The sequence below is a fragment of the Crossiella sp. NPDC003009 genome, from assembly GCF_053591555.1.
On the sequence record NZ_JBSFUA010000006.1, the window covers coordinates 87,570 to 105,191 of the forward strand.

The following is a 17,622-nucleotide window of genomic DNA, read 5'->3' on the forward strand; positions in this document are numbered from 1 at the left end:
TCATTCCTGCGGTGCAGCGAAGTTCTCGTCGATGAGGTCGAACAGTTCCTCCACCGACACCGAGTTGATGTCGTCGTCGGTCGGTCCGCCCTCGTGCTGGTCGGCCCGCCGCAGTCCGGCTGCGAGGTCCTCCAGTCGCCGGAGCAGCGCGCTCCGGTCCTCCCGCGCCCCGGCCGGGTCGGCCAGCAGCGATTCCAGCTGTCCCAGCAACTCCAGCGGGGTGCCGGTGGGCGCCGGGTCGCCGAAGTCGAACTCGGCGAGCAGGTGCCCGGCCAGCGCGGTGATCGTCGGGTAGTCGAAGACCAGGGTGGCTGGCAGTCGCCTGCCGAGCGCGGCGCCCAGCTTGTTGCGCAGTTCGACCGCGGTCAGCGAGTCGAAGCCCAGGTCCTTGAAGGTGCGCTCCGGCGCGACCGCCTCCGGGCCCGCGAAGCCCAGCACCGCGGCCACCTGTTCCCGGAGCACCGAGCTGAGCAGCTCGCGCCGAGCCTCCGGGGCCATGGTGGCCAGCCTGCCCAGCAGTCCGTCCGCGGTCTGGGTCGCGGCGGCCGCGGTGCGGCGGTCCTTGCGCCCCAGCTCCCGCAGCACCGGCGAGAGGTCCGGGTCCGCGGCCAGCGCGTTGCGGTCCAGCACCAGTGGCAGGGTGAGCGGGCGGTCGGTGGCCGCGGCCGCGTCGAACATGGCCAGCCCCTGCGCCACCGAGAACGGCACGATTCCCTTGCGCCGCAACCGGTCGTGGTCGGCCTGACTGAGGTGCCCGGTCATCCCGGTGGCCTGCGCCCACGCCCCCCAGGCCAGCGACACACCGGCCAGGCCCTCGGCTCGCCGCCGCTGGCACAGCGCGTCCAGCCAGGCGTTGGCGGCCGCGTAGTTGGCCTGTCCCGCGGTGCCGAGCACGCCGGTGGCCGAGGAGAACACCACGAATCCGGCCAGGTCCAGCTCGCGGGTGGCCTCGTGCAGGTGCCAGGCCGCGTCGATCTTCGGCCGCAGCACCCGGTGCAGCTGCCCTGGCGTGAGACTGTCCACTGTGGCGTCATCCAGCACCCCGGCGGCGTGCACCACCGCGGTCAGCCCGCCGCGCGCGGTGAGGTCGGCGACCAGGCCGCGCACCGCGTCCCGGTCGCTGGTGTCGCAGGCGAGGATCTCCGCCCGGCAACCCGACTCGGCCAGTTCCGCGGCGAGTTCCGTTGCCCCGTCGGCGTTCCCGCCGCTGCGGCTGGCCAGCACCAGCCAGCTGAAGCCCTGACCGGCCAGGTGCCGGGCCAGTTCGCGGCCGAGTCCGCCGGTGCCGCCGGTGATCAGCACCGCCTTGCCGGTGTCCCAGGTGCGCGGGATGGTCAGCACCAGCTTGCCGGTGTGCTTGGCCTGGCTCATGAACCGGAAGGCCTCCACCGCGCGGCGCAGGTCGTAGGACCGGGTCGGCAGCGGGGTGAGCACCTGCCGCTCGAAGAGCTCGACCAGCTCGGTCAGCATGCCCTTGGTGCGCTCCGGACCGGCCTCGTCCACGTGGAAGGCGTGGTAGATCACGCCGGGCCACTTGACGAGCTGGTCTGCCGTGCGCACGTCGTTGACGCCCATCTCGGCGAACCGCCCGCCCGGGTTGAGCAGGTCCAGCGAGGCGTCCACGAACTCGTTGGCCAGCGAGTTGAGCACCACGTCGACCTTGGGGAACTTCGTGGCGAAGTCCAGGCTGCGCGAGGAGGCGATGCGGTCCTCAGGCACGCCGAGCTCGCGCAGCACGGCCCACTTGGGCTCGCTCGCGGTGGCGTAGACCTCGGCTCCGAGGTGCCGGGCGAGCTGGATCGCGGCCATGCCGACCCCGCCGGTGCCGGCGTGGATGAGCACCTTCTCGCCGGGCTTGAGCGCGGCGATGTCCACCAGGCCGTAGTAGGCAGTGAGGAAGGCGGCGGGCACGCTGGCGGCCTCGATGTCGTTCCACCCGGCCGGAATCCGCACCAGATGCCGGTGGTCGACCACCACCACCGGCGCGAACCCGCCGTCCACCACACCAAGAACCCGGTCACCAGGAGCGAGATCTTCAACCCCGGGACCGATTTCCAGCACCACACCGACGGCCTCAGCGCCCATCAGACCGGCCGAGACCTCCAGCTGGTCGAGCACCTTGCCGTAGCCGAGGGTGCCGAGCACATCCCGGAAGTTCATGCCGGCCGCGGTGACACCAAGCCGAACCTGGCCCGGAGCAAGGGTTTGTGCGGCGGCCGTGGTGGACACGAACCCGAGTCCGTCCACCGAGCCGGGTTCGACCGCGTCCATCCGCCAGTCGCGGCGGTGCACCGGCGCGAGCAGCCTGCTCTGGTCCGCGGCCAGTCGCGGCGCGCACACCTGGCCGTCGACCACCGCGAGCTGCGGCTCGTTTCCCGCCGCGATGTGCGGCAGGGCAAGGGAAACGTCCTCAGGACGGTCCACGTCGAGCAGCCCGAAGCGGCCGGGGTTCTCGGTGAGCGCGGTGCGCACCAGGCCCCAGGCGGTGGCCGCGGCCAGGTCCCGGCCGGTCCGCGCGCCAGTGGTGACCAGCACCAGCCGCGACGCACTCCCGCTCAGCCAGCGCTGCACCAGGGCGAGCACCTGTTCGGAAGTGTCGTGCGCGGCGGTCACCGGATCACCGGGAGCGGTGGTCAGCGGCAGCACCACGGTGGCCGGGCTGTCCGGGATCTCGGCCAGGTCGGTCACGGTGATCAGGTCGGCCGGGTCGGCGCCCGTGCCGCTGACCGGCGTCCAGTCCACTGTGTACAGAGACACCGGCTCGGTCCGGGCGATGCCCTCGGCCGCGGCGCGCAGGCGCAGCGACCGGGTGGTGAACACGACCGCGCCGGTGGCATCGGCGACGGTCAGGGCCACCAGGGTGTCCTCGCCGTCCGCGCCGAGGTGACGAAGCCGGGCCCGCAGCGCGCTCGCGCCGGTGGCGTGCAGATCCGCGTGCTCCCAAGCGAAGGGCAGCGCACCGGCCGCGACTTCTTGCTGGGACAACAGCACCGTCTGCAGCGCCGCGTCCAGCAACGCCGGGTGCAACCCGAAACCGGTGACCGAAACCCGTTCCGGCAACGCGACTTCGGCGAACACCTCACCGTCGACGTGCCAGGCCCGGCTGAGCCCACGGAACGCGGGCCCGTACTCGTACCCGGACGCGGCGGCCTCGTCGTAGAAAGCGGTCAGGTCGATCTCCACCGCACCACTCGGCGGCCACACCGCGCCCAGCCCCTCGGCCGGTTCGGGTGCACCGGGAGCCAGCACACCCGTGGCATGCCGGGTCCAGTCGGCGTCGGCCCCTGGCCGGGCGTGCACGGCCAGCGAACGGCGACCGTCCTCGTCCGGGGCGTCCACCTTGACCTGGATCTCCACCTCACGGTCCAGCACCAGCGGCGCGCCCAGGATCAGCTCCTCGATCCGCGCGCAGTCCACCTCGTCACCGGCCCGCACGGCCAGCTCGACAAAGGCGGTCGCCGGCAGGATCGCGGTGCCGTTGACCTGGTGATCGGCCAGCCAGGGCTGGGTGTTCCCGGACAACCGCCCGGTCAGCACCACCCCGGACCCGTCGCCCAGCGGCACCGCCGCGCCCAGCACCGGGTGGTGGGTCGCGGTGAGGCCGAAGGCGGAGGCGTCGCCGGAGATGCGCGCCGCGGGCCAGAAACGCTGGTGCTGGAACGGATAGGTGGGCAGGTCGACAACCCGCGCGCCGGACCCGGCAAACCAAGCCGACCAGTCCACCTGACCACCGCGAACCCACCACGATCCAACGGATTCGAGGAACCGCCGCGCACCACCCTCGTTACGGCGCAACGACCCGGTCACCACACCCTCGACCCCGGCACCGTCCAAAGTGGCCTCAACCTCGGCCACCAGCACCGGATGCGGACTGACCTCGATGATCCGGTTGTGACCGGACTGGATGAGCGCCTGCATCGAGGAGTGGAAGTGCACCTGCTGCCGCAGGTTCCGATACCAGTAGCCACCATCCAGCTCGGCGGTGTCCAGCCATTCCCCGGTCACCGTGGAGAAGAACGGGATCTCGCCCGACCGGGGCTGAACCGAGGCCAGCACCTGCGCGAGCTCGTCCTCCAGTTCTTCGACGAACTGCGAGTGCGAGGCGTAGTCCACCGCGATCCGCTTGACCCGCAGCTCCTCGGCCACACCCGCGGCCACGAACTCCGCCAGCGCCCGCTCCTCACCCGACACCACCACGGCCGCCGGACCATTAACCGCCGCGATCCCGATGCCTTCAGTCAGCCGCGGCAGCACTTCCTCCACCGGCAACGCGATCGAGGCCATGCCACCGCGCCCGGACAACACCCGCGCGATCAACTGCGACCGCCGGGCAACCACCAACGCCCCATCAGCCAACGACAACCCACCGGCCACCACCACCGCGGCGACCTCCCCCTGTGAGTGGCCGACCACTCCCTCCGGCACAACACCCAGCGACTGCCAGAGCGCCGCGAGCGAGACGTTGACCGCCCAGGTCACCGGCTGCACCACATCGACCCGGGCCAACAGTTCCTCATCCGCCAAAGCGTGAGTGATCGACCACTCAACGTGCGGGGCGAGGGCTTCGGCGCATTCGGCGAGGCGGGCGGCGAAGACCGGGGACTCATCCAGCAGCTGACGGGCCATGCCGACCCATTGGGAACCCTGGCCGGGGAAGACGAAGAGCGAGCGGCCACCGGCGAGGATGGGGGTGGGTTCGAGCGGGGTGCGGAGGAGGGTGGGGAGCTCGTCGGGGGTGCCCACGAGGACGGACCGGACGGGGAGGGCGGCGCGGGCGGTGGCCAGGGTGAACCCGGCGTCGACCGCGCTGGTCGAAGGGGCGGCTCCCGCGTTGACTGCCCCGACCGAAGTGGCGGCCCCATCATCGACCACATCGGCCAGAGACGCGGCCCCGGCATCGACCGCCTTCGCCGGGCGGACGGATCCGCCGTCGACCGCGCTGGTGGAAAGATCGGCCAGCCCCGGAGAAGCCGAACCGGTGAGCGTATCCGCCAGCCGAGCGGCCTGTGCGCGCACCGCCTCCACCGACTTCGCCGACAACACCAGCGGCACCACCGCCGGCACCACCACCGACTCCGCGACCTCCACCGCCGGCGCCTGCTCAATGATCACATGCGCGTTCGTCCCACTGGCCCCGAACGACGAAACCCCAGCCCGCCGCGGCCGATCAACCTCCGGCCACGGCACCGTGTCGGTCAGCAGTTCCACCGCCCCCGCCGACCAGTCCACATGCGACGAAGGCTCGGTCACGTGCAGCGTCTTGGGCGCAGCACCGTGTTCCAGCGCCTGCACCATCTTGATCACCCCGGCGACACCGGCCGCGGCCTGGGTGTGGCCGATGTTCGACTTGATCGAGCCCAGCAGCAACGGCTGCGAGCGGGACTGCCCGTAGACGTCCACCAGCGCCTGAGCCTCGATCGGGTCGCCCAAGGTCGTGCCAGTGCCGTGTCCCTCAACCACATCAACGTCCACAGTGGACAGACCCGCATCAGCGAGCGCGGCGCGGATCACCCGTTGCTGGGACGGGCCGTTCGGGGCGGTGAGGCCGTTTGACGCGCCGTCCTGGTTGACCGCGGTGCCCCGGACGACCGCCCGGACCCGGTGGCCCAGGCGGCGAGCATCCGACAGGCGTTCGAGCACCAGGACTCCGACGCCCTCGCCCCAGCCGGTGCCGTCGGCGGAGTCGGAGAAGGCCTTGCAGCGGCCGTCAATGGCGAGGCCGGCCTGGCGGGAGAACTCCACGAACAGGCTTGGGGTGGACAGCACCGTGACGCCGCCGACCAGGGCCAGCTCGCACTCGCCGGAGCGCAGCGAGCGGGTGCCCAGGTGCAGGGCCACCAGCGAGGACGAACAGGCCGTGTCGACGGTGACGGCGGGGCCTTCCAGACCCAGGGCGTAGGCGACCCGGCCGGAGGCGACGCTGGGGGCGCTGCCGGTGGACTGGAAGCCCTCGAACTCGCCGCCGCCGAGCAGGGTGGCGTAGTCGCTGTACATGACACCGGCGAAGATCCCGGTGTCGCTGCCCTTCAGCGTGCCGGGGTCGATACCGGCGTGTTCCAAGGCCTCCCAGGAACTTTCCAGCAGCAGGCGGTGCTGGGCGTCGGTGGCCATGGCCTCGCGCGGGGACATGCCGAAGAAGGCGGCGTCAAAATCGCCTGCGTCGTAGAGGAAACTGCCGACCCGGGTGTGTGAGGTGCCCAGGCGGTCGGGGGTCGGGTCGAACAGGCGGGCCAGGTCCCAGCCGCGGTCGGTCGGGAAGTCGGCGACGGTTTCGGTGCCCTCGGCGACCAGGTTCCACAGGTCGTCGGGGCCTGCCACGCCACCGGGGAAGCGGCAGGCCATGCCGACGATGACGATGGGGTCGTCGTCCAGGTCCGCGGCCTGTGGGCGCGGGGTGGTGGTCGCCGTCTCGCGGGGGGTCAGTTCCAGCACCGTGGCCAGGCGGCCCGCGATGGCTTCCGGGGTTGGGTAGTCGAAGGCCAGGGTGGAGCTGAGGGCGGCCCCGGTGGCCGCGGTGAGCTTGCGGCGCAGCTCCACCGCCATCAGCGAGTCGAGCCCTCGGGACACCAGGGGTTCGTCCACCGGCAGTCCGGCCAGGTCGGTGATGCCGAGCACCGCGGCCGCCTCACGCACCACGATGGTGGTCAGCTCGGCGAGCTGACGGTCCCTTGGCAGTGCCAGCAACCGGTCGCGCAGGGACTCGGGTTCGCCGGTGTCGCGGGCGGCGGCCTGGCGCGGTGCCAGGCGGACCAGGGTGCGCAGGACCGCGGCGAGGTGGCCGCCCTGCTCGGCCTCCTGCCGCGGTCCGCGCAGATCGAGGCGAACGGGCACCAGCGCCGGTTCGTCCAGCCGCAGCGCGGTGTCCAGCAACCGCAGGCCGTCGGCGACGGGGAAGGCCACAATGCCCTGCCTGCGCATGCGGGACAGCTCCGCGGCGCCCAGGTGGCTGGTCATGCCGTCAGACTCGGGCTGCCACAGGCCCCAGGCGAGGCTGGTCGCGGGCAGTCCGGCCTGGCGGCGCTGGGCGGCGAGCTCGTCGAGCACGGAGTTCGCTGCGGCGTAAGTGCTTTGGCCCGCGGTGCCGAGGACGCCGGCGGCCGAGGAGAACAGCACGAACGCGGTCAGGTCGCGGTCGCGGGTCAGCTCGTCCAGGTGCAGGGCGGCGACCTTGGGCGCGAAGACCTCGGCCAGGCGGCCGGCGTCCTGGTCCAGCAGCAGGCCGTCGTCGAGCACCCCGGCCAGGTGCACCACCGCGGTGAGGTCGGGGATCTCGGCGAGCAGGTCGGCCAGTGCGGCGCGATCGGTGATGTCGCAGGCCACGATCCGGGTGTCCACGCCCAGCTTCTCGCGGAGCTCCGCCGCGCCGGGGGCGTCCTCACCGCGGCGGGAGGTGAGCACGAGCTTGCGCGCATTGTGCTGGCGCACCAGGTGTTCGGCCACCGCGGCGCCGAGCTGGCCGGTGCCGCCGGTGATCAGCACGGTGCCGTCGAGGGTGAGCTCGCCGGTGGCGTCCTCGGTGACCTTGGCCAGGCGGGGTGCGAACACGCCGTCGGCGTTGATCACCAGTTCGGGCTCGTCCAGCGCCAGCGCGGCCTCCGGCACCGGGCCGTCGGCGCCGATCCAGCGCAGCACGCGGTCCGGGTGCTCGGTGCGGGCGGTGCGCAGCAGGCCGCGCACGGCCGCGCCGGTCAGGCCGCTGCCCAGCCAGACCAGTTCGGCCTCGGGCTGTTCGGTGATGATCCGCTGGATCTCGATCAGCGCTTCGGCGGTGGCCTGGGTGACCGGGAGGTCCTGGGCGGTGGCGTCCACCACGACCCGGTTCGCCGGCGTCGCCGTGCTGGCGGGCAGGGTGACGCGCTGGAGCTCCACGCGGTAGAGGTCCTGGACGCGGCCGGTGGCCTGGAACTGCTCGGGTTTGGCCGTGCGCAGGTCGAGCCGCTGCACCCTGGCCACCGGAGCCCCGGTGCCGTCGGCCAGCCACACGGTCAGCCGCCGCCCGCCGGAGACCGCCTCGGCCTCTACCCGGACCCGCAGTTCGCTGGCCCCGGTGGCGTACAGCTCGACCCCGGACCACTCGAAGGGCATCTGCACGTGGTCGGCGTCCTGACCGCCGTCCGCGCAGGCCCGCATCACGTTCAGCGCGCCGTCCAGCAGCGCGGGGTGCAGCGCATAGGGCGTGCCGTCCACGTCGTCGGGCAGCCGGACCGTGCCGTAGCCGACGCCGTCGCGCCGCCACAGCGCGGTGGTGGTCATGAAGTCGGGGCCGTAGTCCACACCCTGGTCGGCGAACCGGTCGTAGAGTCCAGTCAGGTCAACGGGTTCCGCACCCGGCACCGGCCACTCGCGCAGGTCGGCGAACCCCTCGGCACCGCTGTCCGGCTGCGGGACCTCGCCGAGCTCGCCGGTGGCGTGCAGGGTCCAGTCCCCTTCGCCGCCAACGGGTTTGCTGTGGATGGCCACCAGCGGACGCCCGTCCACCGGCGGGGTGAGCGAGACCTGGACGCGCACCGCCGAGTTCTCCGGCAGCACCAGCGGGGAGATCATCACCAGTCCGGCGACCTGGCTGAGCCCGAGTCGCTGGGCGGCGGCGATGGCCAGCTCCATCAACCCGGTCCCGGCCATCACGATGTGCCCGTGCACCACGTGGTCGGCCAGCCACGGGTGGTCGGCGACGGAGAGCCTGCCCGCGAGCACGTGGCCCGCGCCGCCCGCGAGCGCCGGTTCCACCATCAGCCAGGGGTGGTCGACCTCGGTGAGCTCCAGCGCGCCACCGGCCGCGGTGGCCTTCGGCGTGACCCAGAACCTGCTGCGCTGGAACGGATACGTCGGCAAGTCGAGCACGCGCGGCTCGTGTCCGGCGAACACCGCGGCCCAGTCGACCTCCACGCCGTGCGCGTGCGCCTCGGCGAGGCCGGTGAGCACGGCCTCGGCCTCTGGCCGGTCCCGGCGCTGCGCGGCGACCACCGCGACCCGCTGGCGGGCATCGGCAACGCAGTCGCCGACCATGGCCGCGCCGGAGCCGTCCGGGCCGAGTTCCAGGAAACGGGTGACCCCGGCCTCCAGCAGCGTGCTGACGCCCTGGGCGAAGCGCACGGTGGAGCGGACGTGGCTGACCCAGTAGCCGGGATCGAGCACCTCGGCGCTGATCAGGCCGCCGGTCACGTTGGACACCAGGCCGATCTCCGGTTCACGCGCGGTGGCCCTGGCGGCGACCGCGGCGAACTCGGGCAGCATCGGCTCCATCAGCGGCGAGTGGTAGGCGTGGTCCATGACCAGCCGTTTGACCTCGCGGCCCTCGGCGAGAAGCTGTTCGGTGGCCTGCTCGATGGCCTCGACGGTGCCGGAGAGGATCACCGAGTTCGGCCCGTTGACCAGTCCGGCCACCAGCTCGTGCTCGCGGTTCTCCAGCAGTGGCAACAGGTCCTGCTCGGCGGCGCGGACCGCGAGCATCGCGCCGCCCGGCGGCAGCGACTGCATCAGCTGGCCGCGCGCGGCCACCAGCGCACAGGCGTCTTCAAGCGACCAGACCCCGGCGACGTGTGCCGCGGCGAGCTCGCCGGTGGAGTAGCCGAGCACGTAGTGCGGGGTGACGCCCCAGGACTCGACCAGCCGGTAGAGCGCGACCTGGAAGGCGAACAGCGAGGGCTGGGTGAAGCCGATCTGGTTGAGCAGCGCGGCTTCCGGGGTGTCCGTGGGGGCGAAGGTGATCTCGCGCAGCGGCCGGGGCAGCAGTGGGTCCAGGTGCGCGCAGACCGCGTCGTAGGCCTGGGCGAAGGCCGGGAAGGTGCGGTACAGCTCAGCGCCCATGGCGGCGCGCTGAGCGCCCTGGCCGGGGAAGACGAAGGCGGTCTTGCCGGGCAGCACCGCGCCGGTGACCACGCCGGGAAGGGGTTCGCCGGTGGCGATGGCGCGGAGTCCGGCGAGCAGCTGTTCGGTGTCGGCGCTGATGACGGCGGCGCGACGCTGGTGGTGGGCGCGGGTGGTGGCCAGGGACCAGGCGAGGTCGACGGGGCGGGCGGTGGCGGCGGTTTCGGCGAGCGCGGTGGCCTGGGCACGGAGGGCGGCCTCGGTGTGGCCGGAGAGCACCACGGGCACGAGCGGCGCGCCTTCGGGCGTGCCGGTTGCGGCGAGCGCGGCTGGTGCGGCGGCCGAGGGCGTGTCCGCGGCGGATGCGGGTTCCGCTGCCGGGGCCTGTTCCAGGATCATGTGCGCGTTGGTCCCGCTGATCCCGAACGCCGAGATCCCGGCCCGGCAAGGCCGGTCCCCCGCCACCAGCTCCCGGTGCTCGGTGGCCAGGCTGATCCCGCCGGTCGACCAGTCCACCCGGCTGCTCGCCGTCTCCGCGTGCAACGTCCGCGGCACCTCACCCCGCCGCAGGCTCTCCACGACCTTGATGAACCCGGCGACCCCAGCCGCGGCCTGGGTGTGCCCGATGTTGGACTTCACCCCGCCCAGCAACGCCGGTGCGCCGCCCGCGTGCGCCTTGCCGTAGGTGGCCAGCAGCGCGTGCGCCTCGATCGGGTCGCCGAGCCGGGTGCCGGTGCCGTGCGCCTCCAGCAGGTCCACCTCGGCGGCGTCCACCCCGGCGTCGGCCAGCGCGGCGCGGATGACCCGCTGCTGCGAGCTGCCGTTGGGCGCGCTCAGGCCGTTGGACGCGCCGTCGGAGTTGACCGCCGAGCCGCGGATGACCGCCAGCACCGGGCGGCCCTGGGCCAGCGCGTCGGACAGTGGTTGCAGCAGCACCAGGCCGCTGCCCTCGGAAAAGCCGGTGCCGTCGGCGTCCTCGCTGAACGCGCGGCAGCGGCCATCCGGCGACAGCCCGCCCTGGCGGGAGAACTCGATCAGCAGCTGCGGACCGGCCATCACCGTCGCACCACCGGCCAGCGCCAGCGAGCACTCGCCTGCCCGCAGCGCGCGGACCGCGTTGTGCAGCGCCACCAACGAGGAGGAGCACGCGGTGTCCAGGGTGACCGAGGGGCCTTCCAGGCCGAGCACGTAGGAGATCCGGCCCGCGAGCACGCTGGCCGCGCCGCCGGTGAGGGCGTGGCCCTCGGAGTCGCCGCCCGCGGTGGTGAGTCCGGCGTAGTCCTGGCCGTTGGTGCCGATGTAGACGCCCACATCCTTGCCGCGCAAGGACTCCGGCACGATCCGGGCGCGTTCCAGCGCCTCCCAGGCGTTCTCCAGCAGCAGCCGCTGCTGCGGGTCCATGGCCAGCGCCTCGCGCGGGGCGATGCCGAAGAAGGCCGGGTCGAACTCGGCCGCGCCGCTGAGGAACCCGCCTGCTCGCGCGTACAGCGTGCCGGGGTGGTCCCGATCGGGGTGGTACAGGCCGTCCAGGTCCCAGCCGCGGTCGCCGGGCAGCGGGCCGATCGCCTCCTCCCCGGCCGCCAGCAGCCGCCAGAAGTCCTCCGGGGAGTTGATGCCGCCGGGGAAGCGGCAGCTCATCGCGAGCACCGCGATCGGTTCGCTCGACCGGGCGCGCTCCTCGCGCAGCGCGTTCAGCTCGCTGGTGGCCCGCTTGAGGTACTCGCGCAGCTTCTGTTCGGTCGCCGTCACGTATTCCTCCGGCTCATGGTGATGCTGTCGATGAGGTCGAACAGTTCGTCGTCGGAGACGTCCGCCATCGGCGCGGCGGCCGGGACTTCTTCCGTCGCGGACTCGTCCAGGTGGAGCTGGTCCAGCAGGTGTTCGGCCACCGCGGCCGGGGTCGGCTGCTCGAAGACGAGCGTGACCGGCAGCCGCACCCCGGTTTCCGCGCCGAGCCGTTTGCTCAGGTCGGCGCCGGTAACGCTGTCGATGCCGAGGTCGCGGAAGGTCCTGGTCTCCGCCGGCCGGTCGCCGCGCCGGTAGCCGAGCACGGCGGCGGTGTGCCGCAGCACCACGTCGAGCACCAGTTCCGCACGGCGGCGGGCGGGCAGCGCGGCCAGCCGGTCAGCCAGGTCCGGTTCGGTCGTGGTTTCCGTTGCGCCACTGGACTTGCGGGCATCCGGCAGGTCGGCCAGCAGCGGGCTCGGGCGCAGCGCGGTGAGGGTCGGGGCGAACCGCTCCCACTTGATGTCGGCCACCACCTGGCTCGCTCGGCCGCCGTCGATGGCCTCCTGCAAGGCCTTCAGCGCCAGCTCGGGGGCCATCAGGTTGATGCCGTGGCGTTCTAGGGTCGGGCGGACCGCGGTGGTGGCCAGGCCGTCGCCGTCCCAGGCGCCGAAGGAGACCGCGGTGGCGGGCAGGCCCTGGGCGCGGCGGAGTTCGGCCAGGGCGTCCAGTGCGGCGTTGGCCGGGGCGTAGTTGCCCTGGCCGGGGATGCCGACGGTGGCGCCGAGAGTGGAGAAGAGCACAAACGCGGACAGGTTCAGCTCGGCGGTCAGCTCGTGCAGGTGCCAGGCGCTGACCACCTTGGCGCGCTGGGCTTCCGCGACCTGCGCCAGGCTCAGCGCGCGCAGCGTGGAGTCGGCCAGCACGGCCGCGGTGTGCACCACCGCGTCCAGGTCGCCGACCCGCTCCAGCAACTCGCGCAACTGGTCGCGGTCGCTGACGTCGCAAGCCTCGATCCGCACGTCCGCGCCCAGCGCGGCCAGCTCGGCGTGCAGTTCCGCCGCGCCGGGCGCGGCCGGGCCGCGGCGGCTGACCAGCACCAGCTCGCGGGCGCCGCGTTCGGCCAGCCAGCGGGCCACGTGCGCACCGAGCGCGCCGGTGCCGCCGGTGACCAGCACGGTGCCCTTGGGCCGCCACTCCCCCGCATCCGCGCGGTGTGCCGCCGGTCGGACCAGGCGGCAGGCCAGGGTGCCGAAGGGCCGCAGCGCCAGCTGGTCCTCGCCGTCGGTGCGGGTGAGCGCGGCGGCCAGCTGCCGCCAGCTGCCCTCGCGCGGCTCGGCCGGCAGGTCGATCAGGCCGCCCCAGCGGTCGTGGTGCTCGTGCCCGGCGACCCGGCCGAGGCCCCACACCATGCGCTGGTCCGGCCGGACCTCGCGGTCGCCGGGGTCGGTGATCATCGCGCCGCTGGTCACGCACCACAACGGCGCGTTGATCCGGGCGTCGCCGAGTGCTTGCAGGACAAGGAGAGTGGCCGCGTACCCGGCGGGCACACCGGGGTGGTCGACCCGCTCGCCGGGGATCAGCGCGAGCAGCGAGAGCACGCCGGTGACGTCGGCGGGGACCGCGGCGGCGCAGGCGGTGGCCAGTTCGTCGCGGCCGGGGTGGTGCTCACATTCCACCGTGACCAGCCGCAGGCCCTGCCGGTTCAGGCCGGACACCGCGTCGGTCCAGGGACCTTCACCCTTGGGCAGCAGCACCAGCCAGCTGCCGGTGGCGGTGCGGACCGGGTCGGCCACCGCGCGCCAGGCGGTGGCGTAGCGCCAGTCCTCGATCAGCTTGGCCGCGTTCTCCCTGCGGTGCCAGCCGGCCAGCGCGGACACCAGCTCGGGCAGGGTCGCGCTCTCCGAGACCGCGAGCAGGCGTTGCAGGGACTCGACATCGGCCTGGTGCACCAGGTTCCAGAACGCCTCGGACTCCGGCGTCGCGGTCGGGGTCGCGGGCGGGGTGGTCTCCAGCCAGTAGCGCTGGTGCTGGAAGCGATAGGCAGGCAGGTCGACCAGGCGGGCGCCGGGGTAGTCCCAGCGCACCGGCAGGCCGTGCGCGTGCGCCTGGCCCAGCGAGGTCAGGAACCGTTGCGGGCCACCGTCATCCCGGCGCAGGCTGCCGAAGGCGACCACGTCCTGAGCGGCGTCCTGGATGCCCGCGGTGAGCACCGGGTGCGGGCTCACCTCGATGAAGGTGCGGTGCCCCGCCTGGATCAACGCGGCCACGGTGGCCTCGAACTCCACCGGGGAGCGCAGGTTGTCGTACCAGTAGGTGGCGTTGAGGCCGAGGGTGTCCAGCGGCCCGGCGGTCACCGTGGACCAGAAGGCGGCCTCGGCGGTGCGCGGCTGGATCGGGGCCAGCGCGGTGAGCAGCTCGCCGCGGATGGCCTCCACGTGGTCGGAGTGCGAGGCGTAGTCCACCGGCAGGTGCCGGGCGCGCACCCCGTCCGCCTGCACCTTGGCCACGAACTCATGCAGGGCCTGGGGATCGCCGGAGATCACGGTGGCGGCCGGGCCGTTGGCCGCGGCCAGGGACAACCTGCCGTCCCATTCGGTCAGCCGGGCCAGCGCCTCGGCCCTGGGCAGCGTGGTGGAGACCATGCCGCCGTGCCCGGCCAGCGCCCGCGCGATCTCCTGCGAGCGCAGCGCGACGATCCGGGCACCGTCCTCAAGGGACAGTGCGCCGACCGCGCAGGCCGCGGCGATCTCGCCTTGGGAGTGCCCGACCACCGCGGCCGGGCGGACGCCGTGCGCAGACCACAGCGCGGCCAGCGAGACCATCACCGCCCACAGCGCGGGCTGCACCACGTCGACCCGGCGCAGCGCCTGCTCATCGCCCAGCGCCTCGGTCAGCGACCAGTCCACGTACGGCGTCATGGCGCGCTCGCACTTCGCCAGCGACTCGGCGAAGACCGGTGTGCTGGCGGCGAGTTCCAGTGCCATGCCCACCCATTGCGAGCCCTGACCGGGGAAGACCAGCACCGGCCCCGGTCCGGACTGCGCCCGGCCGATGACCAGTCCCGGCGCGTCCTCACCGGCGGCGAGCGCGGCCAGGCCGTCGAGCAGTTCCCGCCGGTGGCCCACCACCACGGCCCGGTGCTCGAACGCGGTCCGGGTGGTGGCCAGCGACAGGCCGATGTCCGCGACCCCCAGTGCGGGCGCGGCTTCGGCGTGCGCGCGCAGGGCTTCGGCCTGCGCCCGCAGTGCGGACGGGGACTGCGCCGACAGCGGCCAGGCCACCGGCTGCCCGGTGTCCCCGCCCCAGTTGACGTCGACGCCGTCTGTCCACAGTAGACCGAGCAGGTCGGCAAGGGTCTCGGTGCCGGGCCGGTTCCGGCGGCAGGTGGCGAGCACCTCGGTGTCCAGGGTCCGGCCGATCGGGACGCGCAGCACCGGGTGCGGGCTGACCTCCACGATCCGGCAGCCCGGCGGCAGCGCGCGGACCACGTCGACCAGGCGCATCGGCTCGCACATGTTGCGCGCCCAGTGGGCCCCGTCCAGCTCGGTCCCAGCCAGCTCACCGCCGGTGACGGTGGAGAGGAACGGAATCCTGGTCGCGGCCGGGCGGATGTCGCTGAGCAGTTCGGTCAGCTCGGCGGTGAGGGCGGTCAGCTCGCGGCTGTGCGAGGGGTAGTCGATGGCCACCCGGACAGTGCCGATCCCGGCCTCGGCCAGTTCCTGCTCGAACTCCTCGATCGCCGTGGTGGCACCGGAAACGCACACCTGCCCCGGCGAGAGCTCACCAGCCACGGTCAGCCGGTCCCCGGCCCGCCTGGCCGCTTCCGTGACGTCCAGGTCGCAGACCAGCACGGTCCCGGTGCCGGAGGCGCGCTCGGCGATCAGCCGGGACCATCGGCCGATGACCTGCGCGCCCTGGGCCAGGGTGAGCGCACCGGCGGCGATCGCGGCGGCCACCTCGCCCACGCTCTGCCCGAACACCACCGCCGGAATCACGCCACGGGCAGCCAAGGTCCGGAACAGCGCGACCTGCACCGCGAACAGCGCGGGCTGCACCACATCGGCCCGCTCCAGCCGGCGCTCCGCCAGCAGGTCGGCCAGCACCGACCGGCCGAGCACCGAAGCCAGCTCACTGTCTACTTCGGACATCGCGGCGCGGAACTCCGGCTCGACCAGCAGGTCCCGGCCCATGCCGGTCCACTGACTGCCGTGGCCGGAGAAGCAGAAGGCCAGCGCGGGCGCGGTCTCGGCCACGCCGACCTCGGCCAGCGCGAGCAGGTTGACCAGGTCCGCGGGCCGCTCCAGCGCGGCGAAGGCGCGGTGCGGGCCGGATCCGGTGCTCAGCACGGGTGCCACCGGGCCCCTGGCCGTGGCCGTGATGCCCTTCCGCAGCTCTTCCGCGGTGTCCGCACCCAGTGCCACCAGGGTGCGGGGGCTGGCGGGCGCCTGACCCAGCGCGAGGTGCACGTTGGTGCCGCCGAAGCCGAACCCGCTCACCCCGGCGTACCGGTGCCCGGCAGGCCAGGGGCTGCGGCCGGTCACCACCTGGAGCTGTTCGGCGGCGAAGTCGATGTTCGGGTTGGGCTCCTCGAAGTGCAGGCTGGCGGGCAGTTCACCGTGGTACAGCGACAAAGCGGTCTTCATCAGGCCGAGCACACCGGCGGCCGGTTCCAGGTGGCCGAAGTTCGTCTTGGCCGAGCCGATCCGCAGTGGTTCGGCGCGGCCGGGGCCGAACACCTCGCCGAGCGCGGAGGTCTCGATCACGTCGCCGAGCTTGGTCCCGGTGCCGTGAGCCTCCACATAGGACACCTGATCGGCAGGCACCCCGGCTTCCCGCCAGGCCGAGCGCAGCACGTCGACCTGGGCTTCGGGGTTGGGCGCGGTGAGGCCGTTGGAGGCGCCGTCGTTGTTCATCGCGCTGCCCAGCAGCACCGCGTAGATCCGGTTGCCGTCCCGCAGCGCGTCGGAAAGCCGCCGCAGCACAACGACTCCGCAGCCCTCGCTGCGCACGTAGCCGTTGGCGCCCGCGTCGAAGGCGCGGCACTGGGCGTCGGGGTTGACGCCGCCGAACTTGGTCATCGCGACCGTGGTGTGCGGGTGCAGCATCAGGCTGATGCCACCGGCCAGCGCCAGGTCGGACTCGCCGCGGCGCAGGCTGTGCGCGGCCAGGTGCACCGCGGCCAGCGAGGAGCTGCACGCGCTGCCCACCGACACCGCGGGCCCTTGCAGGCCGAGGGCGTAGGCGACCCGGGCCGGAATGATCGAGGTGTCCCAGCCCACCGCGGACTGCGAGCCGATCGCGTTCGGGTCCGCGCCGGTGGCCAGGTAGTACTCCTGCCACATGGTGCCGAGGAAGACCCCGGTGCGGCTGCCGGTCAGGCCACCGGGCACGATCCGGGCGTCCTCCAGCGCGGACCAGGCCACTTCCAGGGTGATCCGCTGCTGCGGGTCGGCGTGCTCGGCCTCGGCCGGGGACATCCGGAAGAAGGCCGCGTCGAACCCGGCCACGTCGTCCAGGAAGCCGCCGCGGCGGGTGGTGGTCTTGCCGGGGCTGGTGACGTCGGCGTCGTACCACTGCTCGGCGTGCCAGCGGTCCGCGGGCACCGGCCCCACCGCGTCCACCTCGGCCAGCAGCGCGTCCCAGAGCTGCCCGGGCGAACCGATGCCGCCGGGCAGCCGGCAGCCGAGGCCGACGATCGCGATCGGCTCGTTCCGCACCGCCTCAGCGGCCGGTCCCGGCCGACCGGTCGGCCTGCCGTCCAGGAACGCCGCGAGCGCGGCCACCGTCGGGTGCCGGTAGGGCGCCCAGGCAGGCACCGGGTGACCGAGTCGCCGGGACAGCTCCTGGGTCAGCCTGGTCAGCCCGGCGGAGTCGGCGCCGAGCTCACGTAGCGCCACCTCCACCGGCAGCGCGTCCGCTGGTGTGCCCAGCAGCGCAGCCGCGGCACTCCGCACGTGTGACAGACACGTATCAGCCTCACTCCGCATCCGGACCACCTTGCCGCCGTGGATCAGGGGATTCCCGAGGCGACGGTACAAACGGCCAACTGCGGATTCCCCCAGACAGAGCGGTCGGAATCTCTAGCAA

Annotated in this window: 1 protein-coding gene and 1 pseudogene; both read right to left on the bottom strand. The window is 73.2% G+C overall.

What is annotated here, in order from left to right; translation table 11 throughout:
* Nucleotides 1–11,478, bottom strand: a pseudogene (locus ACWDY5_RS09195) (SDR family NAD(P)-dependent oxidoreductase); the annotation flags it as partial.
* Between the two features lie 74 nt (nt 11,479–11,552).
* Nucleotides 11,553–17,489: a type I polyketide synthase gene (locus ACWDY5_RS09200; RefSeq protein ID WP_449721755.1), complete on the bottom strand. Its 5,937-nt coding sequence runs from the start codon at nt 17,487–17,489 to the stop codon at nt 11,553–11,555.
* Nucleotides 17,490–17,622: the final 133 nt, after the last annotated feature.